Source organism: Paenibacillus monticola, from assembly GCF_009664975.1.
Taxonomy (GTDB): Bacteria; Bacillota; Bacilli; order Paenibacillales; family Paenibacillaceae; genus Paenibacillus_AQ; species Paenibacillus_AQ monticola.
This window is the reverse complement of sequence record NZ_WJXB01000014.1, coordinates 133,661-160,321: the sequence shown is the minus strand read 5'-3', so window position 1 is coordinate 160,321 and position 26,661 is coordinate 133,661. Positions and strand designations below refer to the sequence as shown.

The following is a 26,661-nucleotide window of genomic DNA, read 5'->3' as shown; positions in this document are numbered from 1 at the left end:
TGCATACAAATTATAAACGTTATTACCTGACTTCACAAAGACATTATTTAAGATTATTTGTTTATAAAAATGTATTATAAAGAGAATGCACAAAAAAAGCATAAGAACAGCCTGTTCCACGTAAAAGGATAATACAACAATTTTTGTAACTGCCAAGGCACTAGTATTATAATGGAGCATAACATTGCCAGTTCAGATCAATTCAAGGAGGCGTTTCATGAATTCCGTCGGCCAGCCCTTACAGCAGCGTGCTCTCTCCAGAGGGCTTCTGCTCTTTGGCATCATCGGTCTCATTGTATTTATTATGTTTCAAGTCTATCCATCCTTGCTGGCCAGCTCTGCAGAGGACAATACCACGGTAATCAGCAAGGCTGAGGCCCGTGAGAAGGCAGTGACGTTCGCAACACAAAAGCTCGGCTACACGGAGTCAGCTAATGAGAATTGGCAGGTTGTCTACAAGACAGACTCCTCCTTCTACGGCTACATGTCCCGGGAAAAACTTCTCGATGATTACACGAAGAATAAACTGGATCAACGTTATCCGTTTGACGTCTATCAAGCAGCGCTTTATTCTTCAGAAGCGAAGGACAGCAGCCTGTCCGTAGACCTCAATATGTATACAGGTGAGATAGTGGCCTTCGCACGTGGAACCGAAGTTGACTCCGGACAGGCAGCCGGAAGGGCTACAACAGCTGTTAAGGCCAGCAGCGATACTTCGCTGACTCTGGAGCAAAAGGAGAAGCTCGCCATACCGTGGCTAGAGGAGTGGGGAGTCAATCCGGCACAACTGCAGATTGAACCGAATGCGGAAGACTACGGACTGGTCTATACGGACAAATCCGTAAAGGTAGGGGAAGCACTGCTGCATTATGATTTCATGTTCTCCGAGGGGGACGTTTCATCCTTAAAGGCAGGTTTCTCTGCCCCCAGCTGGCATATTTCTTATGTGGAAGACCAGACTTCTCTTGCTACCAAGCTTACCCTGTTCGGGTACGGCATACCTACGCTAGCGCTAGGTCTTCTAGCGCTCATCTATAGCATATTGAGAAGAGGGAAGACCTCATTCACTCGTGGCATATTCTTAAGCTCGGCCCACTTTGTGATCATGATGGTCAGCACCTATAATATGCTGCCCGAAACCACCGGAGATAGTGTTGAAGCGCGGATCACCGCTGTCGTCATGTTTATCATTTACGCTCTATACAGTCTGCTGATGTCTTCACTGCTCTACTTCTCCTTGGTTGGCGGCAATGGACTGTGGCGTCAAGAGGAAGGTCTGAATCCATGGCCCCGCGCCAAAGAACCAGGTTACGCTAAATATGTGCTGGATAGCATCCGGGTTGGCTATGTCTGGGCGTTCATACTACTTGGAGTACAGACGATTATGTTCATCATTTTGTCTTACACTCTGAATAACTGGTCTACCACAGACGCCAGCCAGTCTCCCTACAATATGAGATATGCTTGGCTGCTGCCAATCGTGGCTTGGCTTGCCGGTCTGTCCGAGGAGGCCATCTATCGTTTGTTCGGCATTCGAATGCTCAAAAAAATCGTGCGCAGCACCTTAGCCGCCTCCCTGATTACCACACTCATCTGGGCGTTCGGCCATACGTTATACCCGATTTATCCTGTCAGCTCCCGCCCCATCGAGCTAACCGTAATCGGGTTATTATTCAGTTATATTTTTCTTCGTTATGGCTTTATAGCCGTTATGTTCAGCCATGTCGTGTTTGACAGCATCCTGATGGGCGCTACGCTGATCTTCATGAAAGAAAGTGTTAATATCGGTGCCGGAGTCTTCGCGATCGTCATGCCATTCCTAGTTGGCTACATCGTGTACCTGTTTAACCGTTCGCAGAAGCCGCCGGAAACCGAATTCGGATAACCGTTCCTTCCCCAAGTGAACTATGGATACACACGCCATACTCATTCCCGTATTGAAGCTTGATCCGTTGGTCGACATTTCGGATACCATAACCGATACCTTTATCCGTCGGATCAAGCACCCCTTCAATAATTTCATCCTTCATGCCTAACCCGTTGTCTTCCACTTCGAAGCAGATGATATCCACTTCACGGTAAGCGCGAATCGTAATCTTAATTTCATCGTCATACCAGGCATGCTCCAAGGCATTCTCCACAAAGGGCTGCAATATAAATTTCACAGTATCGTACACCAGCACCTGGGGATCATTCTCATAGGCTACGATAATGCGGTCTGCATTTTTGATCCGCTGAATATCGAGGTAGGATTCAGCAATCTGCAGCTCCTGTTCAATCGGAATAATCATTTCTCCTCGATGCAGGGTCAACCGGTAAAAACGGGCCAGCGCACGTATGACTTCATGCAGCTTATCAATTTCTCCCAGCTTCGCCATGCGGCTGATAGAGGAGAAAGTATTATACAGAAAGTGCGGATTCATCTGAGCATGAAGCATCTGCAGCTCCGTCTCTTTTTTCTCAAGATTGCTGATATAAACCTCATCAATCAACCTCTGGATCGTAGAGGCCATATCGTTAAAAGCACTGCCGATCTCCGTGAACTCATCCTTGCCTTGAACAAGCATACGCTTATGGAAATTCCCCTCTTTAAATGATTTCAGGGAAGTAATCAGCTTTTGGAAACGCCGCGAGAAATATTGGGACATCAGCAGGCTGATCAGGGACAGCACAATCAGGATCGTTACACAGAACCATATCGTTACAGTGCGAACCTGTTCGGAATTTTCCTGCAGCGTTGAATAAGGTACCCAAGCAACAATGCTTGCCGGCATATTGGCAATGGGTTGTTTAATTTGCATATAAGAGCCAGGTTGTTTGATACTGCCTGAAGAGGACCCTGCGAGCCTGGCCGGATCAGCCTCATTGCTCGCACTTGAGAAGACCAGTTGGTTCTGGTCATCCACAATGAATAATATGCTGTCGTCGCCCAGTTGGCCGGAATCCACATCAGAGAATATATATTTCATATTCGCTGAGATTTTAATCAGACCGTTTAACTGCAGCGTATCGTAGTTGATCAGCGGCCGTATGAAAGAAATACGCCCAGTAGCCATATCATTATCCACCTGCCGCCATACAGAAGAGCCATAATGAAGATTAAGCGATTTGTACCAGGACTGACCCTGAATTCGGGAGGAACGGAACAATGAATACTGGCGGCCACCACTGTTGTTTTCGATATCGTTATAATAGAATTCACTGACATTCGGGTTGTCCGCATAGAGGGAAAGCTTCACTTCCTGACTAGGCAAGTTAGCAGCATTCTCCAGCCTCGGCAGAATGTACTGGGACATGATGCTGTATTTCTCCCAGCCAGAATGATAACCTGTCAAATAACGTGAAAGGGTCTGGTCCGCATAGAGTTCATCGGAGCTGCGGATAATATCCTTTAGCCGGTAATCCACATTGTTGCCCATCTGCTTGATCGCAACCTCCAGATTGCTCCTTGTATGCGCCTCTATGGAATGTACTGAAGAGAAATAGGCATAGCTTCCTATTCCAATAATCGGAATAAACACTAGAAAAATATACGAAATCAATAACTTGTAGCCTAATGGAATGTAAAAGGAAGAAAAGTGTCTCTGCATTAAGATCAACTCTGCTTTCTGTAGTCGGCTGCGGTAATGTTGAAGTGCTCACGAAATTGTCGGCTGAAATAGGCGATATTCTTATAGCCAACCCTATCGGCAACTTCGTAGATCTTGTACTGATGCTGATCCAGCAGCATGATCGCTTTTTGCATACGAATTCTCGAGAGGTACTCATTGAAGCTTTCTCCGGTATACTCCTTAAACAGAACACCCAGATGATTGGGGGAATAGGCAAAGTGATTTGCTACCATACGCAGCGTGATATTTTCTGCAAGTCTATCCTGAATAAATGTTTCGATATGCTCCATAAAGCCACGGTTCTTATGCTGCTTCTTCATGTAAAGGGTCTCAGAAATCTGAAACAACGTATTGCGGAGCCAGCGCTTGATGTCCTCCACCGTTTCCAGATGTTGAATGACATCCATTTGCTGAATGCCCCAGCCGAGCAGACTTTCATAGGTCTCATTCAGTGTACCGAGAAAGGCTTCAAGCCTAGTGGCGATATGAATGGAGAAATGGTACACCTTAACCGAGTGCTCAAACTGTGCAGCCACCTCGAACAGTTCGTCGATACAATCGCAAATATGAATCAATCTATAGTTGGCCATCGCCCCGAACATGGCTTCGAGCACGCTGCTCAAATCCTTGATGCTTTTGGTCATCTCCGGCTTGCTCATCACGGTTGGAATGACCCTGTTCTTGCCCATAAACATTTTACCGTTCATACAGGACTTGGCCTGGGAAAAAGATATCGACAGCTCTTCCAAGGAAGCCACACCTGCCCCGTAACTGACGGTTATGGTGAAAGAGGTCTGCTCCCGGACAGCCTGCACCAACTTCTGCAGCCGCTCCTCCAGTAATTCAGAATGCGCTGAATACACCAGCCCCATTTGTGAACGGTTCAGCCTGCACCATTTCCCGCAAGCGGCTTCTTCGATATAGTTACCGATATAATCAAACAGCTTGTCCAGTTCAGCGTATACCGCTTCCGCATCTTCCCTTAACCGCAGCAGGACATCATCTGCCTCAATCAGCACGGCACAGACGCTTGAGAATACAAGATCCAGCGGATACCGGGCCAGAAAAGCGCTCAGGGTCTTCCGATCTAGGCTCCCCTCCAGCAAATGCTGCAAGACGTCGTTCTTAATAAAATCAAATGAAGAGATGACATTATGGTCCTCCGTCCTCTTCACACGATCATTCTCCAGCTCAGCTACAGCCGTGCGGAGAACGGCTACAATCTCCTCATCATCAACCGGCTTCAGAATATACGCATGAGCTTTTAAATCAAGAGCCTGCTTGGCGTAATGGAAATCCTGATAGCCGCTGATAAATATCGTTTTGAGACCAGGGTTCTGCTCCAGCGCTTTCCGTGAAAGCTCAATACCAGAAATAACCGGCATCTTAATGTCGGTTATCAGCAAATCTATTTCATGATTCTCAATGAACTCAAGCGCGGCAAGCGGTTTATTCTCACTGCAGACTACCTCTATGCCAAGTTCATTCCAGGGGATTAGACAGCGAAGTCCCTCCAGATCATACGTTTCATCATCCACTATGACAGCTCTAAACATCGGTATCAGCACTCCTTCATGAGGAAAGAGGGTACGATTGATTTCGTAGCCCTCTTTTTTTGCCCGACTTACGCTCAAGACTAGCCTTTGAGTTTTTTTAGATTATTTCGCCATACAGCGGTCTTCCATTTCAGCACCTTGTCATAGCCTATATGGACAGCCTCTTTATCCGCTTCCTCAATTAGCCGTTCTACTTCCTCATCACTTTGGGCGAAAATAACTTTTGGCACAACCTGTGCATACTGCTCTTTCAACCTTTGCAGGATAATCCCTTCCTCAGAACCGGGAGCCGGATCAAGATTCGAGAATTCTGTAATATTCTTTGAGGTTTTGAATGTAAAGTTCACTTGAGCATTCGTCGTCCAATCCTGAGCTTGGGAGGGTAGAAGCTTCTCACGCTGTGCTTTGACAGCATCGATGTAAGAAGTATTGCCATACCAGTTGAATTCCCCAATCTTCAAGAGATCATATTTCTTGAGATCACGATTGATATAAGCAGCATTGGGGATTGGAACACCTTTCTCAACTTCATCATAAAAGAGTCCTGGCGGTCCGAAGAATAGCACCCGCTGCCCTTCCGGGCTTGTAGCCCAGTTCATATAGGAGAATATCGCCTCAGGATCTTTGGCATTGGTTGTGATTACGTTTACATTCCACCCCAATGTACTATACCCTGTTGTAAAGACTTTGGTCTTGTCTACACCAGCCTTATGCACGGGCCAGATGACCTCGTAGCCATCTGCCGGATCTTTGGCTGACAACTGATTATTCGCTTCACGTCCAATCCCTTCGACAACGGCGTCATACGCGCCGAATACGGCAATTTTGCCGGTCTTCAGCTTCTCCAGAATCTGGTCCCGCGTCTGGGTAAGCAAATCCGGAGAAGTTAACTCTTCGCGAAACAACCGACTGGCATATAGAGCGGATTCCTTAAAGGCCGGATCTTTGTATATCGAAGTTAGTTCGAAACCGGTTGGGACGCCAAAGATCTGGCCCGAGCCCGGTGAAATAAAGCCCGGCATACGATCGTTTGCTGCCCCGCTGTACAGCAGGCCCATCATCTGCACATCTGCACCATCACGGGTTTCCCCAAAGTCGATGGGCACCAGCTCAGGGAAGTTCTCTTTTACCTGTTTGAGGTAAAGCTCCAGATCATCCCATGTCAGAAGCTTAGGAGAACCGAGTGCCTTATACGTCTTCTTCTCTACCAGATAACCGGCATTTCCGTTGCCACTATCTCCGTTAATATACCAGTTTGGAATCTGGTACAGCTTGCCGTCCTCGCTGCGCAGCATATTTATGGTTTCTTCGCCTACAGTTTGGATGAATTCAGGATATTTTTCAAGATAGGGATCAATAGCTACCAGCTTACCCGCCTTTTGCAGCCGCTCCACGTCTTTGCCACGGTCCATGACGAGCACATCGGGCAGTTCATTGGAGACGATCATCGCATTCAGCTTCTGGGCAGCAGCACCGTTGGATTGTAGCGGAATTAGCGTAACCCCTAAATGGTCGGTTATCCATTGGCTCTGCGGTCTCCCTTCCCAAGTCGGTGCCGTATACCAGTCATAGTTGACAAAAGTAGTGAAACTGACCGGTTTAACCTTTGCTGCCACACCTTCTAAGGACACGTTCTGACCTACATCCGCATCCGCAGTCGCAGCCTTCGCTACACTTCGGAAGTTAGCCAACGCATCTGAACTTTCTTCCGGCGTATAGGCTGCATTATTGCTTCCCTTCACACAAGCTGAAAGCAGACTTGTGGCGAGCACGCCAGTGAACAGCAATTGCCCTATCTTGTTTGACTGCATACCTTGACTCCTCTCACATTACACTATATGTGTCATAAGTGGATGATAGTTTATCTACCGTCAAGGATAACCGATTCTTATTCCTTAAGCGAGCCTACTAATAAACGGATAATGTCCACAACGAATAACCGTACTCCGTACCGCGCTGTGTACCATTCACCTTTACGTATCGTGCACTCACCGGAGTGAAAGCGAGGTCATCAATCCCGCCATTGCCGTCCGTCGTCGAGTACGCGATTGTCCAATTGCTGCCGTCTACAGAGGTTTCGACTGTATACGCTTTGGCGTACGCTCCCTCCCAATTCAGCACGACACGTCTGACGTTTTGGCTGGCACCAAGATCCACCTGAATAAACTGGGGATCGCTGAATGCTGACTCCCATCTAGTTCCGTCATCACCATCCACCGCATTCGTTGCTGGCGTTTTGGCATTCTCTGAGGCTGTGACAATTTTATTCAGTGCCAAGTCCACCAGATTAACGGCAGGCTCTGCAACCACCTGCTGAATGGAGGCATTAGGGTACCCGGTTGCTGATATCGCAATATCATATGTTTTTGCGGTAGCAAACAAGGCAGAATTTAGTGTAAGTTGACCTGCAGTCAACGTATATTGTGCCGCGTTTACAGTCGTACCCTCTACCTTAATCGTACTAATTGCACTTCTCCAAGCCGCATTGTCTGGGAAAGTAAGATCGATCGGCTGACCGACAACATTTTGGGTCGAATCTGCCACCAGAGTAGGTGCTACAAGTGGAGCCGTTCCGTCACCATATACTTCGAGCTCCCACAACGAATAACCATAAGGTGTACCACGCAGCGTGCCGTTTACTTTCACGAAACGTGCACTTACCGGTGTGAAGCTGAGGTTATCCACACCACCGTCACCAGTGGTAGTCGAATACGCTGGAGCCCAATTACTGCCATCCACGGAGGTTTCAACCGTATACGCTTTTGCGTACGCCCCCTCCCAGTTCAGAATGACGCGATTGATGCTTTGGTTCGATCCCAAATCCACCTGAATAAACTGGGGATCACTGAACTCCGATTCCCATCGGGTTCCTTTATCGCCATCCACCGCGTTTGTTGCTGGCGTTTTGGCATTTACTGAAGCCGTTACCGTCTTATTCAACGCCAGGTTAGTGCCTGTTTCTTCGTTTCCGCCCTCATCCTCACCTGTTGTCGTCTTCGTTGGGTCCACCTTCATAAGCTTTTTGGGAGCCACTACTGCTGAACCGGTTACACCCGCTGCATTTCGGAAGGTGACCGTTATTGGCGCGTCGGTAGGGTTCCATATGAGTGCGTGATAGGCTGAACCATTCTTATATACAGTCGCACTGTATCCATCTGTAGCCCAGATGTCTGTGCTGCGCTGACCCAAAGTTGCCATGTTGTGCACGAACCAGTAGGTATTGAACAATTCATTCTGCTGTACTGCTGACGGATTCCATTTATTCAAAACAGCCTGGGGATCGCTGAGCGCCTGAATTGGCCACACGATATGATACCAATCCTGCTCGGGTCCACCATTATCTGTCACGAAGCCGTTATACAATGCAGCGACCTTCGCCTTGTCAAAACCGTAGCTCGTTAAATACTCTGAGGTTGGCAGCCAATGGATACCGTATACATACACTGGGTTGCCATTAAAAAAGGTTCCAAAGAAGTTCGAGCTTCCGTATACCTGCCCTACGGACTTATGCGTATAGCCCGGCAGCCAGTTGTCCTGGTCGTAGTTGAACCAATACTGCTGAACCGCTCTAAGTTCAGTTGTGAAGCCCATGATAGACGTATCCCGGAAGGCTTTATTGCCAGTCAGTGTGCTCCACATATATTGGCCGACCCAGCCGAACAGCGATTCTCCCGCTGCTTCCTGATTATTGCCGCTGTCATTATCGGCATAACCACCAGCCCATGAATGACCTTCATAGGAGTCAAAGTTACGCAGGAATGGATATTGTGGATCTGTCTTCGACGGATTAGCATAGTCTCTGACCAGCTGATCGACCATTCCGCTGTATTTATTCTTGAAATCAGCATCGTAGGTAGCCAGAACCGCAGAAGCAAATACATAGTAGCCGTACGTAAAGTGATGATCCGTAATGCCGGAGTTTGCGCCAAATTCACTATTTTTGTAAATTAACGTTCCCCAGTCGGAGTTATAGTCGAAATAATAATTGGCTTCTCCTGGTGTGTAGGTATACCAATCTGTAAGGATCGTCTTCATGCGGGACAGGAACAGCGTTTTATAATTCTCACTACCGATCTGATCTGCGATCAGTACGCCCATAGCTAGCGGATGCAGCTTCTTGCCCTGCCAGTATGCATCAGCCTGCATTAGATTGGTCGCGGTATCTGTATCCAGCAGCGCCAAATAATCAAGCAGAGTTTGACGGGAATAGGAGGAATCACCCGGTTCAGTGAACTGAGGCACTACACCATAGAACTTGTCGACAGTAGTGAACGAGTTGCCCTCTGTCACTTTCATTGTGCCGCGAATGGACGGGAACGAAATCGTAGTCAGCGGAGAAGTCGTAACCTTCCACTGATGCGGCAGTTGCGCCATAAGCGTCGTATTCGGGAAGCCCGTGCGTTTAAGCTCTGTCGTTACATTAAAGTTAGTTGTGACATCCGAGGTGGTGTCATTAAAGGTATAAGCCACCTTCGTATCTGTGACAAAGGCATAACCATGCTGATAGAAATAACTCAGATTAGCGGCGGACGGAATGGCGGCCACTGACAAATAATTTTGTCCTCCACCTAACTGAATCTTGAGCTTGGAACCGACTTTCTTGAAGGTCGTGCCAGCTGGAGCAAACAGACCGTAGGTTCTCGTCACCATGGAAGGTGTAGGCGCACCGTTCGAGTTCGTAACTTCGATACCGATATGGTCTGCGGTAACTGTAGAACCGTCAGCTGTCAGAATAGCTTGATTACTGTCATTAAAGAATCTGGCCGTGGCTGGTAAATACACCTCGGGGCTGGCCGGATCGCTGAACTGCGAATAGAGATAAGGTGAGCCTTTGACAAAAGTCGTCTTCAGCTTCTCTGTCGCTCCGTCGCTTAATACAGCAGTGGCCGACCAGTCTCCGTAAGCGGTAATTCGGTTCGACATGTTAGAGGTATTAATATTGCTTGCCATCAGGAACAGGTCCGGACTTCCTCCCGCCTCCTGTGCCTTGCCGTCGGCACTTAAATAACCGGCGCCTGGATTCAGCACACCCAGTCCCTGCTTGGTATATTTCGATTTGAGCGGCAGCGTAATAATACCGTTGCCTAATTTATTAATCATGATCGATTGCCACCAGTCATTGGATGGCAGCGGCGCATTCAGCGAATCTGATTTATAGAGTGGATATTTAGGCTGGGGAATGGACGGATCATTCGCCGCATAGCTGCCTTGACCTACAGCTACCGTAGTACGTACAGGAAGTGCAGGAATCGTATAAGTCGGCTTCGAATCGCCTGTTACATAATCATAGGCCTGAAATTCAAAGATAGAATAGCCGAAGGAAGTCGCTCTACTGATGCCGTTCATCCGTAAATAACGGCCAGTGGCGTAAACAGGCAGATTCAACGTACCTCCGTCACCGTGAAGTTCCCGGTAAATGGTGGTCCAGGCTGTGCCGTTATTCGAAACTTGAATATCATAGGTTCGGCCGGCAGCAGCCTCCCAATTGATAATGACCCGACCCAGCGTCCGTACACTGCCAAGGTCAATACTGATCCACTCATTATCTGTTGGATTAGAAGACCAGCGTGTCGTCAGGCTACCGTCGACGACGAGCTGCGGCAAGGTGGAGCCGACCGGGAGATAATCGGATTGCTCATAGGACGAGGCCGTTACCGGCTTGTTCAAAGCCACATTCGGTCCCAGAGCAACAGGCGGTGGATTAACGCCCCCTGTGCCGTATACTTCAAATTCAAAGAGCGAAATCCCATATTGTGCCATGACCCGTTCCGTCGCTTGCAACCGGACATAACGTCCTGTACCACTAAGGGTGATGTCATCTACTCCGCCATCTCCTGTAGTCGTTGAGAAGGCGTCAGTCCAACTCAGCTCATCAGGAGACACCTGAATTTTATAAGACTTGGCATAAGCGTTCTCCCAACGGAGCACAACTCGGTCCAAGGTGGCAGAGGCGCCGAGGTCGATATAGATCCAGTTCGGGTCTGCCCCCCATGCGCTGCTCCAGCGAGATCCCATATTGCCGTCAACCGCCAAATCAGGAGTATTGTTTCCTTCGGAGCCAGATGCATAAGCAGGCCTGTCAGTCGAGAGCAGGTAGGAGCTCGCTGCATTCACCTGGCTAGGAGCCATAAGAATCAGGCTAAAGACCATGGATACAGCAAGGATAATCGCAGAAATCCGTGAACACTTTCTAACTTTTCTCACATTCATTTGTACCATTTGACATTAATCCTCCTTTGATAATATATAAGCGCTTTCATTAAGGCATGTATAAGATTACCTTTTTAAGGATTTAGATACAATTGTACAAATCAACGATTTCATGCACAATTAAAGGAACATATTACAAGAAAAGGCTAACCCACACGATTGGGTTAGCCTTGTATTATGAGAATAACAACTATAGAGAGGGTTCCTCATCCTTCAGTGCCTCAAGGATTTGTCCAGCGAGCTTGTCGCCAATGGATAGTGGACGAAAATCCTCAATAGATGCTTCCTTTATCTTCTTAAGTGAGCCAAAATGCTTAAGCAGCAGCTTCCGGCGCTTATCGCCAATTCCCGGAATGGAGTCCAGCTTCGACGTAACCATTGACTTGCCACGCTGCTCGCGGTGAAAGGTAATCGCAAAGCGGTGAACCTCATCTTGGATGCGCTGCAGCAAATAGAATTCCTGGCTATCCCGTGCCAGAACGATCGGCTCCGGCGGTTCACCGACCAGCAGTTGAGCCGTCTTATGCTTATCGTCCTTAACGAGTCCGCAGACCGGAATGAACAGACCCAGCTCATTCTCCAGAATATCGATAGCCGAAGAAATTTGCCCTTTACCACCATCTACCACAATAAGATCAGGCATCGGCAAATTCTCTTTCAGCACCCGTTCGTAGCGCCGCCGAATCACCTCGCGCATGGTTCCATAATCATCTGGCCCCACTACTGTACGGACTTTATACTTACGGTATTCCTTCCGAACAGGTTTGCCGTCAATGAAGACAACCATCGCCGATACCGGATTGGTGCCCTGAATATTCGAGTTATCGAACGCCTCAATCCGGCTTAAGTTATTAAGCCCCAAACTCTCGCCCAGGCTGGCAGCGGCCCCAGAGGTACGCTCCTCATCCCGTTCGATCAGGCGGAACTTCTCATCAAGGGCTACACGCCCATTCTGACAAGCCATGCCAACCATCTGCTTCTTGAGACCACGTTGGGGTACAAGTACCTTGGTACCCAGCCACTCCTGCAGGGCAGCGGCACCACCGAGCGCATCAACCGTTCCTGCTGCCAAGGCTTCCGCTGCCGCTGCTTCCCGTAATGCAGCATCCTCAGCAGATTCCGGTGTTTCTTCTTCGTTTGGTAATTCCACTTTGCCAGCCGCCATAGCCACGCTAATCCCCGGTTTTGCCTCCTTATCGGGGGCTACCTCTTCACCAAGAGCATCTGGAAGCAGAATTTCCTGCGGCAGCGCCGGATTTTCACTGTAATATTGCGTCACATACGACATAAAGTCACTGTAGGCTTCCCCGTAGAAAGGGAACACGGAAGAATGTCGTTGAATCATTTTCCCTTGTCTCATGTACAGAATCTGCACACACATCCAGCCCTTATCTACGGCATAACCAAATACATCACGGTTCTTGGTATCCGGGGTGTTGATGTTCTGCTTCTCCATCAAAGCATCAATATGAATAATCTGGTCCCGCAGTTCCTTGGCCCGCTCGAAATACAGCTCCTCAGCCGCTTCATGCATCTTCTTCTGCAGATCCTTTTTGATCACATCATGACCTCCGCCCAGAAAAGCAGCAATGTTTGACGTAATTTCCTCATATGCTGACTTCGGCACCTCTTTCTCACAGGGCGCCAGACACTGGCCCATGTGATAATAAAGGCAGACCTCCTTGGGCATCACACCACATTTGCGCAACGGGTACATGCGGTCAAGGAGCTTCTTGGTCTGATGAGCAGCATAAGCGTTCGGATAGGGACCGAAATATTTAGCTTTATCCTTAATCACCCGGCGCGTAACTTCCAGACGCGGGTGAGCTTCATTCGTTATTTTGATATATGGAAATGTCTTGTCGTCTTTCAGCAGCACGTTATAGCGTGGCATATGTTTCTTGATCAGGTTGCATTCAAGAATGAGTGCTTCCATATTACTAGCGGTAACAATATATTCAAAGTCTACAATATTAGCGACAAGCCGCTGGGTTTTGCCGTCGTGACTGCCTGTGAAATAAGAACGGACCCGATTCTTGAGCACTTTTGCTTTGCCCACATAAATAATAGTTCCCTCTTCATTCTTCATCAGGTAGCATCCGGGCAAGTCAGGCAACAACGCCAATTTATTGCGGATATTATCCATGTAGTCCATAATTTCTCCCCCAACTAAATCCTCTCCCTGGGGAGGACCCCGGGGCATCACCTCTTGTACACCTTTGAATGGGTTGACCAAGAGAAGAGCTGCGGATTGAATTAATTGTAACGGAACAGGTGTTCTAACACAAGGTTATAAGTTCAGTATTCAGCACACAAAACGCCTCCGGCATACACCGAAGGCGCTAAGTTGGCAGGGCCCAAGGCCTTGTCAGTAGCATTCACTATAGAAATTATTGATGTTTAGCTAGGATATTCTTCAGGGATTCCTTGGAGTTCAAGCCTACAACTTTATCAACGGGTTGACCGTCTTTGAAGAAGATTAGGGTTGGAATACTCATCACTCCAAAACGGGAAGCCGTTTCCGGGTTCTCATCCACGTTCAATTTCGCAATCTTCAAGCTGTCTCCAATCTCTGCAGACAATTCCTCGAGAATAGGAGCAATCATTTTACAAGGTCCGCACCAAGGTGCCCAGAAATCTACTACTACAGTACCTTGACCTTCTACTTCGTTGCCGAAGGATTGGTCAGACACGTTAACGATAGCCATGATATTGTTCCTCCTTTAAGTTTTGCGAAGCGACACCCGCTTCTCAAGCCTAATGACTTGAGTCTGGCGAAGCAACTTCGTAATTATAGAGAGATAAATTGTTTCATGTAATATGATAACCAAATTACCAATTACCGACACGCTGTTATTATAACATATTTAAAGTACATTTGTGAAACATATTGTGCGATTATATTGTGTAAAAGGCATTGTTTTATAAATAACTCTTATCTTTACAACGGCCCATGGCTTTCGTATACTTTAGGAAAGCGCATTATTTGTCAATGACTTATTTAACAATACAGAAATTCTACCTGCAAGGAGGCGGAACTATGGATGTCAACGCGCACGCACGGGACCCGCGGGATCATGTCAATGAAGAACCCCGCAACGATTTAGGCGATTTGATGAACGGTTTCTTTGGAATGACGGCTTTTATGACAATAGTGTTCTTTGGAATGGTCATCATCAAGTTTGTGTTCTCAGAGTAAGCATCGTTTCGCTTGTCTGCACCCTACCTTTTATGAATATACAGAAGCCCGGTCCTTCCTTAGGAAGAGCCCGGGCTTCTGTATTTGTCATCCCCGAAATTAGGATGCCCACTTATCTGTTCGTACCTCGCTGATTCTCACCATGCAAGGGGATCACATCAACAAATGGAGCGATCCGGTCCATCAAACGTTGGCCTTTATACATCTCTTCGCCATCCTTGCTCGTGAAGCTCAGATGCTTCTCCAGCCCATCCAGCGGATAATTCGAAGTATAGAAGGTTGGCTTGCGGTTCATACGGTAATTTAGAATAGCTCCCAACACATGATCGCGAGCCCATGGATTCAAATTCTCAGCACCGATATCGTCGAAAATAAGCAAATCACAGTTCTTCATAGCATCCACCGTTTCCTTCAGCTTCTGCCCATCCATCATGATCGACTTCAAATCCTCGATGAAATCCGGCATGTAGACGATAACGCCACTATGTCCGGCGACAGCAAGCTCATGAAGCAAATAGCACATCAGAAAGGTCTTGCCTGTTCCGAAGGTTCCATATAAATAAAGTCCACGGGAAGTAAGACCGTTCTCTTTAGTATTCTCTATATAACGGAACAGCTGATTGACCGCTGGCGCCCGGCGCGGGTCTTTACCCATAATATCAATCTCATCATAACCCTCATTTAGGACCCGCTCATCTACATAAAAACTGCGGATGCGTTTGCGGATGCTATCCTGATTGTCCTTGGCAACCTTCAAGTTGCAAGCCGTCTTGCGTTCATACAGATCCGTTGAACCGTTGACGGTTTCTACAGTAAGCTTGCTGTAATGGCCAGGGAAATCATTCGGACACTTCTCAAGGCCAGGACAATTCGCACAGTGGCGGCTTTCCTCGACATATTGATACAGACGGCTTAAATGAAGCCGCAGCCGCGATTCGTCCAATTCAGGATGCTCGGCCTGCAACTGCTTCACCAAAGGATTATTCAGCAGATTCTGCTCCAAATCCCGGGAGCGCTGGCGCAAAGCCGAATTATTCATCGAGCGCAGCACTTCGCCCATCGACTCCATTCTTACACCTTCTTTTCGTTACGTGGCGTCAGATACGCCCTTTTTTTTGCCTGCCTTAATATCAGCAGCCATCTTCATCATCGCCGCGAATTCTTCATCCGATACGGTTCCAGCGCTCCCATCATCCACTGCAATCGGAATCTCCTGCTTGCCGGAGCGCCCACCATTCTTGGCAGCGTAAGGACGCGGACGGGCCCCTGTCGTACTTGCAGCAGCTCCCTTGCCCTTAACCTTGGACTGATCGCGGATATAATGTACAGCCTTCTCGTACGTATTAATTTGTTTCACCAGCATATTAGAGGCAATCGCCTCCACGAAATTACGATTCATCCGCTGATCTCCACCGGAGGCTACCATGGTCATCAAATAATGAATAAGTACATTGATCACTTCTCCGGACAACTTGTAGTTCAGATCAATTCTTTCGAACATATCCATCAGTTGTGTTGGAACGGCCCCTGGAAAAAAGGTCTGCAGCAAACGTGTATAAGGCTCATTACGCAGCATCATATTATATTGATGAATATCACACTTGGTCATGAATTGCGGAGGTACCTCTACGTAATACTCCATCTCGACGGACTGCTCCACCGGTGCTGTTGAATCATCACTCTGTTCATTGGAACTGGGGCGAATGGCTACTACCTTGGCAGCGGCAACTTCCCGCTTCTCCTGACGTTTCATATCCTGACGGAAATGCTGGCTCGCCTTGTACTGCAGCGCATCCAGCATAACCTCGCCTTCTGGCGAGAAGACTCCATCCTCATCCAGCAAGCGGCACAAATCCTGCGGATTAAGCTCATACTTATGTGCTACATAATTGATGATCCCCATCTGGGCATGATCAAAGCGCAGCTTCTCTACGTGGCCCCGATTTGCCGATTCCCGGGGAAAACGCAAAATAATGTCACTATAGCCGATAGCCGGTTCACCCGTTTCACGCATGCCTGGTTGACGAACAGTAGCAACCTCTGCCAACGCCTGCTCCAGCTCATAGTCAATCACATGGGTGTTCAGCTGGAATATATCATAAAAAGGCAAGGATATATTCTCTTTGCCGATCGATCTGCGGCTCCATTCCTCCGGCTCTCGATTCCAGAACTGTTCCCGCAGTGACAGCACGGCGAATTTGCCGATTTTATCACGTAAGAGCAGGGTCAGATGCTGGGTTGCAAAAAAATCAGCCGGTGACAGCGGTGGCATCAGCTCGTACTCATACATATAGTCATCCGTTTCCGGCACATAGATGCGGCAGGTCTGCAATAGCCCCACCGCCTCCAGCCGTGAGGACTGATCAATTAAATATTTGCGGCCTTTCTCGTTGGGTTCAATCCCAAGCGTCATAAACAGCCTACGCTGCTGCTCCACTCCGGAGTAGCCAATACTCTCTGCTGGGACGTGCTCAAATAGCAGCCGATAAAGACTGATGGCGAAAGCTCCAACCATTGGCTGATACACAGAGCCCAACATACGACCATCCATAACACTAAGACCGAATTCGCGGGAAACGCAGTACCGATGATGTTCTGTAAAATGATGTAAATGACTCATACGCATCTGCTTAATAACTCCCCCTTTGTCTTCACGAATCCATATAGATTTCTATTCTATCACAAAAAACACAGCCCGAAATGTAAAAAAAGGTCCAAATTCGACTCTTTTTGCAGTAGATAAGAATTCTTTATGATCATACAAAAAACGGCTCACGCAGTTACGGGAGCCGCCTTAATTCATAACTTATGGATCAAAACATCTTATAGCCGCCAAGACGCAACTTCTGGATCGTCCAGCCGCTGAGCAACGCACCAATGAGTCCGGCAATACCTGTCAGATAGTCAACCACGTGAAAGGTAGAGAGATGTTCCCAGAGCGTCATAGCATTTCTGTCCCAGATGGAATAGACCACGACCGGTAAAATAACAATCACAAACAGATAAGCGGGAAACCAGGTTGTCTTCATTAACATGTTAAGGATAAAGCCAATACCGAACATCATTACAAAGAACAACACGGCAAGAACAAATACAGGAATAAATCCCACCTGCTTCTTCACCCCTCTCTATAAAGAACCGCACATCTATCAACAGATATTAGTAAGTTTACTAGAAAAAATGTAACGAAGCAATGAACTTATTACTGTTCGCAGCGCGGACGCTTTGAATTACAGTCTCTTCGTTTGCTCTTGGCAGGTTGCATGCGATACAATGCAAATATATAAAAAGGATCATACATACAGCGTATGCTTTCGTAGCAAGTTTTACGCGTTGTGGAATCTAACGGAGCTTATGCTTCGTAAAACTTTTAAGGAGTGAGATAATGAACGAAGCCGCTTTGACACTGGAAGGCTGGTACGCACTACATGACTTTCGCTCGCTGAACTGGACCGCCTGGACGGCTGCTGATGACGAAGAACGCGCCGTAGCTCTGGAAGAGTTGCATGCTTTTATACATGAATGGGACGCTGTTGAAGCCTCTAATACGGGAAGCTCCACAGTTTATGCCATTGTCGGCCAGAAAGCCGATTTCGTGCTGATGCATTTGCGTGAAAGTCTGGAAGCACTGAATCAATTGGAGACTGCCTTCAACAAAATCGCCTTTGCCCAATATACGACCAAAGCATATTCATATGTCAGTATTGTTGAATTAAGCAACTATGCGGCAGGCGGAGGCGACGGAAGTGATCCCATGTTGAATCCACACGTGATCTCGCGCCTAAAGCCCATTTTTCCACAAGCCAAGTATTTCTGCTTCTATCCCATGAGCAAGAAGCGTGATCTTGCCGACAACTGGTATATGCTTGAGATGGACAAACGCCGGGAGCTCATGCATTCGCACGGATTGATTGGGCGCAGCTACGCTGGTAAAGTAAAGCAGATCATCACTGGCTCCGTCGGCTTTGATGATTGGGAATGGGGCGTAACCTTGTTCGCTGAGGATGCACTTCAATTCAAGAAGCTGATCTACGAAATGCGCTTTGATGAAGTCACCGCCCGCTATGGAGAATTTGGTTCCTTTTATGTTGGTAATCTGCTAACACCAGTGACCTTCGAAGAAATGCTCAAGCTCTAATTACATGATATCCCATACAAAAAGGGTGCGCCTCCATTGTTTTGCGGAGGCACACCCTTTTGTATTTCTTCTTGAAAATCCCTATTTGATCCTGCTTCATACCGACGAAGGACCTTCTTCATCCTCTTCGTCCTTGATATCGTTGTCCTTCTGCAGACTTTCCAGATATTCGGCCGTAGCCCGGTCGCGCGCACGACCTTTATCCTTGAGCCGTTCTATAGCCGGAAGAATTAACAGATCAATTTCTTTCTGGATAATGTAAGCCAAATCGTACTGGCTCTGATCCTCCAGAAAGGAACCCACCTCTATGAGACTGTTATAACGGTCCAACTCTTCACGTGTCAGGAGTCCCCGTACTTGAACGCTGCAATGGCGCATCCTATAGGAATCTGCCTTTTTTGAGCACTAGTGGAATGCCCCCGATAATTAACAGATAGCGCATATCAACTATTTTCTTTAATTGAGCTGCTTTCCAACCCTTGTATGTCTTATCTCCTACTACAGCAATACCTTGTCCCTTGCCGAGTGAAGCTACTGTGCCTTTGTTGCTGAATGCAAACTTCTTCGGTTGCTGGCTGCGAATGGAAGCCACGAGATTATGCGCACAACACTCTCCCTGCTGCATGGCAATTTGAGCAGTTGGCGGGTAAGGGCGTCCTTCGGGATTAATCATCAGAGAGCCATCGCCAATAATGAAGATATTCTCATGTCCGGGTGCACGTAGATATTCGTCTACTTTCACACGTCCGCGCATAGCTTCAAAGCCTGCAGCCTCAATTAGATGATTGCCGCGAATACCACCTGTCCAGACGATGGTGGACGCCTTGATTTCTTCACCGGTTGCGAGGATAACTCCGTTCGGCAAACATTCCTTAATGGCGACGCCAATCTTAAAAGTAACACCCTTCTTCGTAAGGACAGTCATCGCGTGCTCGACGAGCTCAGGGGCAAAGCCCGGCAGTGCTGTAGGAGCAGCTTCAATATTGTAAATATTAACCATACTTGGATCAACATCATATTCTTTACACAGGCCTGGGATACGATCAGCTAATTCAGCTACAAATTCAATCCCGCTAAACCCGGCGCCACCGACTACGAAATTGATATGCTCTTGGGCATTATTCTCATTTTTATACTTAGCGAATTGATACTCAATATGCTCACGAATCAGGCGCACAGAATTGATGCTGCGAATCGTAAGTGCATATTTATCCAGTCCTGGAATACCAAACGTCTCGGGCTCGCCGCCCAGAGCGATTACAAGGTAATCATAGGAAAGCGTTCCGTCCTCTAGAATAACCTTCTTTTGCTGAGTTCGAATTTCCTGTACAGATGATTTAACAAGATCAATTTTGAATTCATCAATCAATTTAGAAATAGATACCCGTGTATGCTCAATACTGTCTGTTCCCGCTGCTGGCATATGCAGGTGGGTTGTAAAGTAATGGTACTCATGGCGGTTGACCAGTGTCACATCGGCCTCATTATAATTCAAAGCTTTTTGTAACCGCTGGGCGGTCAAAATACCTCCGTACCCCGCTCCTAGGATTACGATTTTGGGAATACTGCTCATGTTCCGGCTCCTTCCAACAGGCGAATCTGTCTATGTGTTATTTTTTGTGAATCTTTTTGTGAATTTATACACTTAAGTTTGGATGAATTTCCAATTAAACTTAAAGGATTTCTAAAATAATCATATCCATTGTAAACCTTAGTTTCATTTTAATCAAATATAATAAAACAAAAAAATGTCACACTTTTCTGGAACTTCTAAGCCTTTGCAGGTCACCGATACTATGTTTATAATGATAAGGTAACACAAGTATGGCAAATTGAAACTATCAACTCGGAGGTGTAATATCCTGTGACACTAGAGCAACCCGGCGTTCCTATTAGCGACCTATTAATCATAGGCGGCGGTCCGACCGGCATGTTTGCCGCATTTTACGGTGGAATGCGCCAGGCATCGGTAACACTTATTGAAAGCATGCCCCAACTGGGAGGACAGCTTGCTGCGCTTTATCCCGAAAAACAAATTTATGATGTGGCAGGTTTCCCAAAAATAACCGCTCAAGAGCTGGTTGACAATCTTTCCCGTCAAATGGATCTGTTCAAGTCGGATATCCGGTTGGATGAGAAAGTCGTTTCCGTCCAAAAACGGGACGAGCGCCATTTTGTCGTCACAACCGATAAAGCGGAATATCACAGCAAGGCAATCATCATCACCGCTGGTGTAGGTGCCTTTGAACCCCGGCGTTTGGAGCTGCCGGAAGCACAGCACTTTGAGAAAGCGAATCTGCATTATTTCATAAACGATTTAAATGCCTTTAAAGATAAAAAAGTACTGATTAGCGGCGGCGGTGATTCCGCAGTTGACTGGGCGTTGATGCTCGAACCGATCGCTGAGCAAGTGACGCTGATTCATCGCCGGGATAAATTCCGCGCACATGAACATAGTGTAGAGAACTTGATGGCCTCTAAGGTTAATGTGATCACGCCTTCAGAGATTACCGAGTTGCATGGTGAGGAATTTATTACTAAAGTCACCTTGTCCCATATCAAGACCAAGGAAACCCAGGAGATCGAAGTAGACAGCGTTATCATCAATTTTGGTTTCGTGTCTTCGCTAGGTCCGATTGCCGAATGGGGTATGGAGATTGATATCAACTCCATTGTGGTTGATTCCCGGATGGAATCGAGTATTCCCGGAATTTTTGCCGCTGGTGATATTACTACCTACCCTGGTAAACTGAAGCTTATCGCTGTAGGATTTGGGGAAGCTCCCACAGCAGTGAACAACGCCAAAGTTTACATCGATCCTGAAGCAAAGCTGTCCCCAGGACATAGCAGTAACCTCAAGCTCTAAAGCTGCTAATATACTACCAAATCTAGCATTAAATAAAAGGGTATCCCAACAGGCTGATGAAGTATCAACCTGTACGGATACCCTATTTCGTGTAGCTCGCGGTTTTATCTATGTAGCTTGCTGTAAAGTTTTACTTTGAGCCTTAGTGCAGGACCGCGTGTAATGGAGAGTGTAAGTTTCGTTTGCGAATTTCTACAAGTAAAAGAGCAATGAAATCGTGCTCTAATTGCAGCTCTATTGCTCTTTGGTATGAATCAAGCAGCATCTCATCAGACAATTCAACCATAACGTCCACCTACCTTTCCTTTTTCCGGATCTGAATCTATCATAGCAAACTATCATTTCTCGAACAAGTGTTCCCTTTATCCACAAGTACATGTGGAGATCCTGTGTATAATATGTGCGTAAGGGTTACGCAGGCTATAACCACGCAGTGGAAATTGGGGATAATAGTTATACACAGGATATTACCACCTAATATTTAGCAAAAAAATTTTGTAATTTGTCATATTCTTAGGGATTTATTACCATTATGGAGCGCACTAAACGCTATTTTAGCCTACTACTCTATTATCGTCAATTCTTAAAAATTGTTTAATTATTGAGGTCTTGTGTTCACTTCCAAAATCCATATCTTTCCTGATTGATCTACTGCATAATCAAAGCCCAATTCCCCTATTCCCGGAAAATGCCGTTCCATCAGTTCAATGCATACATGAGTAAGACGCCGCATCTCCGCTTGCTTAGCTGACGCCTTAATCCGAGGCAATGATTTTCCAAGACCCTTACGGCAGCTGAGCATGGTGCCTCCTTTACATAAGTTAGTAACAAACAGACCCGGCCGGGCAAGCCTTCCCACCATGGAACGATACTCCCAAGCCTCTCCATTCTTAACAACTTTGACGCGGTAATCGATCGGACGCCCTGCAATACGTGCTAAGGAAATACCCTGCTGGATTAAATATTTACGTCTAACTTTGACACTGTCCAGAGCACGCCTCATCGACCCGAAATCACCATACACACGGGTTCTGTCCATATACGTGAAGCCATAACCACGCTGATTCCGGAATACCTTAATGACGCCATAACCCCCACCACCTACAATGGGTTTAATCACGACGTTCCCGTATCTCCCTAGCATCGCCAGCAATCCTGCAGCACTATATTCCCTCGTTCTCGGAATGTAACCGGCAACCCGTGCATCGCTAAGCAGCGCTTCGGTTTTCAGCCACTTGCTGGCCAGTTGTCTTCCCGCCATCGTCCTCCCTCTCCTTTCGTTTTCGCAACCTACCTTATAGATTACTCAGAAGAGGTCCCGCCCTCTTGTATGATTGTCCGTGTAAGAAGGCGCTCACAGCAAAAAAGGGCATTTCACTCGGCGCCAAAATCCGACGAATCTTACCCATCGACAGCAGTTGCAGAATCGTAAACCAGCTGGAGCAGAATTTGTTGATTCTTCTTCCGAGGAATTCGACATTTTATGAGAATAGATAAAAAGGCATTTATCACATTATTGTAGAAAAATTATCAAAATCATTGTATATTACCTTTGTCACTGCTACTCTTACATTCCGTATTACATCCAACCGGGGAGGGATCACATTGGCACAGTTTTTCGAGGTATTGTATTGGGTAGCCATGGTGGGCATGTCCGTTGTATTAGCGGGAACCACTATACTTGTCTGCGCCCTTGGCTTCAAATTCATTAAAGACCGCCGCAAGGTGCTGGGCACAGGCTGTATCGCCTTCTCCCTTGGAGCCGCAGCTTTGATCGTGTTCATGATTAACTATAAGTTTATTATTCCGGCTTAACTGTATGCGGTTACAAATTACAAGGTAACGGGAAACTAATGATTATATTGCCTCAACATAAAAAAACTCCCGAACAGTGTATAAGGTTCATACACCTTCGGGAGGTAATTTATAATTGACTATTCTAATGTATCAATGGTTTAACAAGGCTCCTCATTTGGCTTTCCAGCAGCCGTAGCCGTTCTGAAGCTTGAACCACATCCGCAGGTAGCGGTAGCGTTCGGATTATTTATGGTGAACCCGCCGGTCATGCCGGATTCCTCGAAGTCGATTTCAAGACCATCAAGGTATTGAATATTCTCTTTCTCCACTACAATCTTCAAGCCTTCAACGTCCATGTAGACGTCCTGATCGCTTTCATTATCGTCGAAGCCCATGGCATACGAGAACCCACTGCAGCCACCAGGCGTTACTCCAAGGCGGAGGAACATGTTCGGCACTTCTTGTTCAGCCAGCATCGTCTTCAGTTGTCCTGCCGCTGTTTCACTGATATTAATCATGATCATAACCTCCTAAAAGTGTGTTGACTATCTATTGTTCTCCATTAGCAGTCAGGGGACTAGTTTAATTTTGCATCAAAGTTATTTCTATAGATAAAATTAAGTATACTCCACTATCTCTTCTCCCTCAAGTTATACCTGCTCCCTTATTGGTCATTTATTCCTGAATACAGTATTGATCTCAAGCGGTTGCTCCCCCTCTGAGAGAGGTTTATAATAGGAAAAGCACAGGCAATAAAAATTCGGAATTTTGTCACTTAATATATTCAGGAGGAAATTATATGTCTACTCTTATTACACCACACACGGATGCCCGCATGGCGAACATTATTGAAAAGGTTCGCGGCGGTGAAAGATTAAACTTGGAAGATGGCGTTTATTTATATGAAAGCAACGACCTGCTTACGGTTGGCCAACTAGCAAACGAGGTCAATCTGCGAAAGAACGGGAATAAGGTATATTTTATCGAAAACATGAGTCTATATTTCACCAATGTCTGCGAATCCTATTGCGCATTCTGCAATTTCCGCAAAGATGACGGGGAAGAAGGCGCATATACACTTTCTGGTCCGGAAATGGTGAAATATGTCGAACAGCATATTCATCCCGGGGTACGCGAGTTCCACATCGTCGGGGGACATAATGATAAGGTTCCCTTTCAGTACTATGTTGATTCTTTAAAAGCACTGAATGAACGTTTTCCAGAGGTTACTTTAAAGGCATATACAGCGGCGGAAATTGACTTTTTCACCCGGATCAGCGGACTGAGCATTACCGAAGTGCTGGAACAGCTGCGTGCAGCAGGGCTTAAGACACTTACTGGCGGCGGCGCAGAAATTTTGTCCGACCAATATCGCAAAAAGATGCGTGTAGATAAAGCAAATGTCGAAGAATATCTTGAGGTTCACCGGACCGCGCACAAGCTTGGTATGAAGACCCATACAACGATGTTATATGGGTCTATTGAATCGCGCGAAGACCGTATTAAACATATGCTGCAAATTCGCGATCTGCAGGACGAAACGAATGGCTTCATGGTATTCATTCCCTTGTCGATGCAGCCGAAGAATAAGAATGCAGGGATTATGCGCCGCAACTCCGCATTTGAGGATCTTAAGACGATTGCCGTCAGCCGACTCATGCTGGACAATTTCGATCATATTAAAGCTTACTTCATTAATATTGGCGCACAGCTGACCCAGGTTGCCCTCAGCTTCGGAGCCTCCGATGTGCATGGTACGATTCTGAAAGAGCGCATTAGCCACGCTGCAGGAGCATTGACGCCGGAAGGTCTGACCCGGGACGAGCTAATCTGGCTCGTAAAAGGTGCAGGACGGATTCCCGTTGAACGTGATACCTTCTACAATGAGATTAAGGTTTACGAATAAAAAAAGTCAGGAAATCCGTTAAGTCCATATTTGAAAGGAAGATCGGGAAGCATGAGAACACTATTAGTCCTGGGCGGCGGTTATGGCGGCCTAGCCCTCATACAAAAATTACTCGACAACCATCTCCCCCATGATGTGGAAATTATTTTGATTGACCGTATGCCTTATCAGGGAATAAAGACGGAATATTATGCACTTGCCGCCGGTACCGTTACCGATTATCATCTGCGTATTCAATTTCCAGTGCATCTCCGCTTAAGTGTACGTTATGGTGAGGTTGGCTCTATTGAACTGGAGAACAAAATTGTATTTATGGACAGCGGTGAACCGATTTCCTATGATATTCTAGCGATTGCTCTAGGCTCTACGGATAATTACCATAACATTCCTGGAGCAGAGCAACATACCTGCGGTATCCAGACCTTCTCAGGTACCCGAGAAACCTACCGTCGTCTGAATGATGTGAAGCCATATGGGACTGTTAATATCGTAGGAGGCGGTTTAAGCGGGGTGGAGTTAGCTGCAGAGTTGCGCGAAAGCCGGCCTGATCTAAACATCTCCATTCTGGATCGCGGAGAACGTGTGCTTTCTACTTTTCCGGCCAAGCTGTCCCAATTTGTAGAGGAATGGTTCGGCGAACATCAGGTGGAGACGGTAGGGCGTATCGCTGTATCCCGTGTGGAGAAGGATGCCATCTATAATGGGATGCAGGCTATTCCTTCTGACGTAACGGTCTGGACCGGGGGAATTCAGCCGGTAAAGGTTGTTCAAGATTTGAATCTGCCGAAGGATCGCGGAGGACGGATCATTCTGGGAGAATTCTATCATGTGCCTGATTACCCAGAGGTATATGTGATAGGGGATTGCGCCAGCCTGCCGTTCGCACCCAGTGCTCAGGCGGCAGGAGCTCAGGGAGAGCAAGTCGCGCATATTATACAAGCCCTATGGCGGAATGAGACACCCAAGCTCCAAACTATCCGCTTAAAGGGAACCCTAGGTTCCCTAGGTAAGAATACAGGTTTTGGACTTATGGGGCAGCGTTCCGTCATGGGACGGGTACCACGTCTCTTGAAGAGCGGTGTGCTCTGGATGTCCAAACGACACTTCGGTTAGGGCTAAGCCCTTAATCGATCTCCAGATTATCCCATGCTTCCAGTTCTTTAATCTTGGCGTCGATGGCTGCTTCCAGTTCTAGTGGGGATTCAGCCTCAATAATCTCTCCATTCACCATAGCGAATGGAGACAAGTAACATTGACCACAATTGTTCAGGCAGCCGTATTCCATAACATCATATTCGAGGTTCTGCTCGAGTTTATTCATTAGCTGTTCAGTGCCATGTCCGAGGTTACTGGCACAAAATTCAATAATTGGTCTCAT

The 26,661-nt window shown here is 46.9% G+C and carries 22 protein-coding genes; 7 read left to right on the top strand and 15 right to left on the bottom strand.

The window, feature by feature from the left end:
* The first annotated feature begins 217 nt into the window (after positions 1-217).
* Positions 218-1,885, top strand: coding sequence for a CPBP family intramembrane glutamic endopeptidase (locus tag GJB61_RS26495; protein WP_154122039.1), 1,668 nt, complete (start codon positions 218-220; stop codon positions 1,883-1,885).
* Here the strand turns inward: GJB61_RS26495 and GJB61_RS26490 are convergent.
* The 6 genes from GJB61_RS26490 to trxA all read right to left on the bottom strand — a co-directional run bounded on the left by GJB61_RS26490 (position 1,845) and on the right by trxA (position 14,085).
* Positions 1,845-3,590: a cache domain-containing sensor histidine kinase gene (locus GJB61_RS26490; RefSeq protein WP_154122038.1), complete on the bottom strand. Its 1,746-nt coding sequence runs from the start codon at positions 3,588-3,590 to the stop codon at positions 1,845-1,847. The genes GJB61_RS26495 and GJB61_RS26490 overlap by 41 nt on opposite strands.
* Positions 3,591-3,595: 5 nt before the next feature.
* Positions 3,596-5,167 carry a response regulator gene (locus tag GJB61_RS26485; protein WP_154122037.1) on the bottom strand — a complete coding sequence of 524 codons (1,572 nt, stop codon included), beginning with the start codon at positions 5,165-5,167 and terminating at the stop codon, positions 3,596-3,598.
* 80 nt (positions 5,168-5,247) lie between these two features.
* Positions 5,248-6,978, bottom strand: a complete 1,731-nt coding sequence (locus GJB61_RS26480) for an extracellular solute-binding protein (RefSeq protein WP_154122036.1) — start codon at positions 6,976-6,978, stop codon at positions 5,248-5,250.
* Positions 6,979-7,075: 97 nt separating this feature from the next.
* Positions 7,076-11,386 (bottom strand): galactose-binding domain-containing protein, encoded by a 4,311-nt coding sequence (locus tag GJB61_RS26475; RefSeq protein ID WP_195724485.1) that lies wholly within the window; start codon positions 11,384-11,386, stop codon positions 7,076-7,078.
* A 181-nt stretch (positions 11,387-11,567) separates the two neighbouring features.
* On the bottom strand, positions 11,568-13,532 hold the full coding sequence (uvrC, locus tag GJB61_RS26470) for an excinuclease ABC subunit UvrC (protein WP_154122035.1): 1,965 nt from the start codon (positions 13,530-13,532) through the stop codon (positions 11,568-11,570).
* A 235-nt stretch (positions 13,533-13,767) separates the two neighbouring features.
* The gene (trxA, locus tag GJB61_RS26465) at positions 13,768-14,085 is read right to left on the bottom strand and encodes a thioredoxin (protein ID WP_154122034.1); all 318 of its coding nucleotides are present in this window, start codon (positions 14,083-14,085) and stop codon (positions 13,768-13,770) included.
* 332 nt (positions 14,086-14,417) lie between these two features.
* Between trxA and GJB61_RS26460 the strand changes: the two genes are divergently transcribed.
* On the top strand, positions 14,418-14,576 hold the full coding sequence (locus GJB61_RS26460; protein ID WP_154122033.1) for a YqzM family protein: 159 nt from the start codon (positions 14,418-14,420) through the stop codon (positions 14,574-14,576).
* 112 nt (positions 14,577-14,688) lie between these two features.
* Here the strand turns inward: GJB61_RS26460 and dnaI are convergent, their stop codons facing one another.
* The 3 genes from dnaI to GJB61_RS26445 form a co-directional block, all read right to left on the bottom strand.
* Positions 14,689-15,645, bottom strand: a complete 957-nt coding sequence (gene dnaI, locus GJB61_RS26455) for a primosomal protein DnaI (RefSeq protein WP_154122032.1) — start codon at positions 15,643-15,645, stop codon at positions 14,689-14,691.
* Between the two features lie 18 nt (positions 15,646-15,663).
* The gene (locus tag GJB61_RS26450) at positions 15,664-17,202 is read right to left on the bottom strand and encodes a replication initiation and membrane attachment family protein (RefSeq protein ID WP_154122031.1); all 1,539 of its coding nucleotides are present in this window, start codon (positions 17,200-17,202) and stop codon (positions 15,664-15,666) included.
* A gap of 187 nt (positions 17,203-17,389) precedes the next feature.
* Positions 17,390-17,686, bottom strand: coding sequence for a YuiB family protein (locus tag GJB61_RS26445; protein WP_338116147.1), 297 nt, complete (start codon positions 17,684-17,686; stop codon positions 17,390-17,392).
* Positions 17,687-17,961: 275 nt separating this feature from the next.
* Between GJB61_RS26445 and hemQ the strand changes: the two genes are divergently transcribed.
* Positions 17,962-18,714 (top strand): hydrogen peroxide-dependent heme synthase, encoded by a 753-nt coding sequence (gene hemQ / locus GJB61_RS26440; protein WP_154122030.1) that lies wholly within the window; start codon positions 17,962-17,964, stop codon positions 18,712-18,714.
* Positions 18,715-18,810: 96 nt separating this feature from the next.
* Here the strand turns inward: hemQ and GJB61_RS26435 are convergent, their stop codons facing one another.
* Complete coding sequence (locus GJB61_RS26435) at positions 18,811-19,092, bottom strand: hypothetical protein (RefSeq protein ID WP_154122029.1); 282 nt, start codon at positions 19,090-19,092, stop codon at positions 18,811-18,813.
* Between the two features lies 1 nt (position 19,093).
* A complete protein-coding gene (locus tag GJB61_RS26430) occupies positions 19,094-20,287 on the bottom strand; it encodes an NAD(P)/FAD-dependent oxidoreductase (RefSeq protein WP_154122028.1) in 1,194 nt (397 codons plus the stop codon).
* 291 nt (positions 20,288-20,578) lie between these two features.
* Here GJB61_RS26430 and GJB61_RS26425 point away from each other — a divergent pair, with 291 nt between their 5' ends.
* On the top strand, positions 20,579-21,580 hold the full coding sequence (locus tag GJB61_RS26425) for an NAD(P)/FAD-dependent oxidoreductase (protein ID WP_338116141.1): 1,002 nt from the start codon (positions 20,579-20,581) through the stop codon (positions 21,578-21,580).
* A gap of 142 nt (positions 21,581-21,722) precedes the next feature.
* Here the strand turns inward: GJB61_RS26425 and sda are convergent, their stop codons facing one another.
* On the bottom strand, positions 21,723-21,866 hold the full coding sequence (gene sda, locus GJB61_RS26420; protein WP_154122027.1) for a sporulation histidine kinase inhibitor Sda: 144 nt from the start codon (positions 21,864-21,866) through the stop codon (positions 21,723-21,725).
* A gap of 312 nt (positions 21,867-22,178) precedes the next feature.
* Complete coding sequence (locus tag GJB61_RS26415; RefSeq protein ID WP_154122026.1) at positions 22,179-22,841, bottom strand: YheC/YheD family protein; 663 nt, start codon at positions 22,839-22,841, stop codon at positions 22,179-22,181.
* 344 nt (positions 22,842-23,185) lie between these two features.
* Between GJB61_RS26415 and GJB61_RS26410 the strand changes: the two genes are divergently transcribed.
* Positions 23,186-23,395: a hypothetical protein gene (locus GJB61_RS26410; RefSeq protein ID WP_154122025.1), complete on the top strand. Its 210-nt coding sequence runs from the start codon at positions 23,186-23,188 to the stop codon at positions 23,393-23,395.
* A gap of 140 nt (positions 23,396-23,535) precedes the next feature.
* Here the strand turns inward: GJB61_RS26410 and GJB61_RS26405 are convergent, their stop codons facing one another.
* Positions 23,536-23,895, bottom strand: coding sequence for a HesB/IscA family protein (locus GJB61_RS26405; protein WP_154122024.1), 360 nt, complete (start codon positions 23,893-23,895; stop codon positions 23,536-23,538).
* A gap of 281 nt (positions 23,896-24,176) precedes the next feature.
* On the opposite strand from GJB61_RS26405, the gene mqnE reads away from it, so the two are divergent.
* Both mqnE and GJB61_RS26395 read left to right on the top strand, forming a co-directional pair.
* A complete protein-coding gene (gene mqnE, locus GJB61_RS26400; protein WP_154122023.1) occupies positions 24,177-25,283 on the top strand; it encodes an aminofutalosine synthase MqnE in 1,107 nt (368 codons plus the stop codon).
* 51 nt (positions 25,284-25,334) lie between these two features.
* Positions 25,335-26,396, top strand: coding sequence for an NAD(P)/FAD-dependent oxidoreductase (locus GJB61_RS26395; protein ID WP_154122022.1), 1,062 nt, complete (start codon positions 25,335-25,337; stop codon positions 26,394-26,396).
* 10 nt (positions 26,397-26,406) lie between these two features.
* Here GJB61_RS26395 and GJB61_RS26390 read toward each other — a convergent pair whose 3' ends face one another.
* Positions 26,407-26,661, bottom strand: a complete 255-nt coding sequence (locus GJB61_RS26390; protein ID WP_154122021.1) for a YuzB family protein — start codon at positions 26,659-26,661, stop codon at positions 26,407-26,409.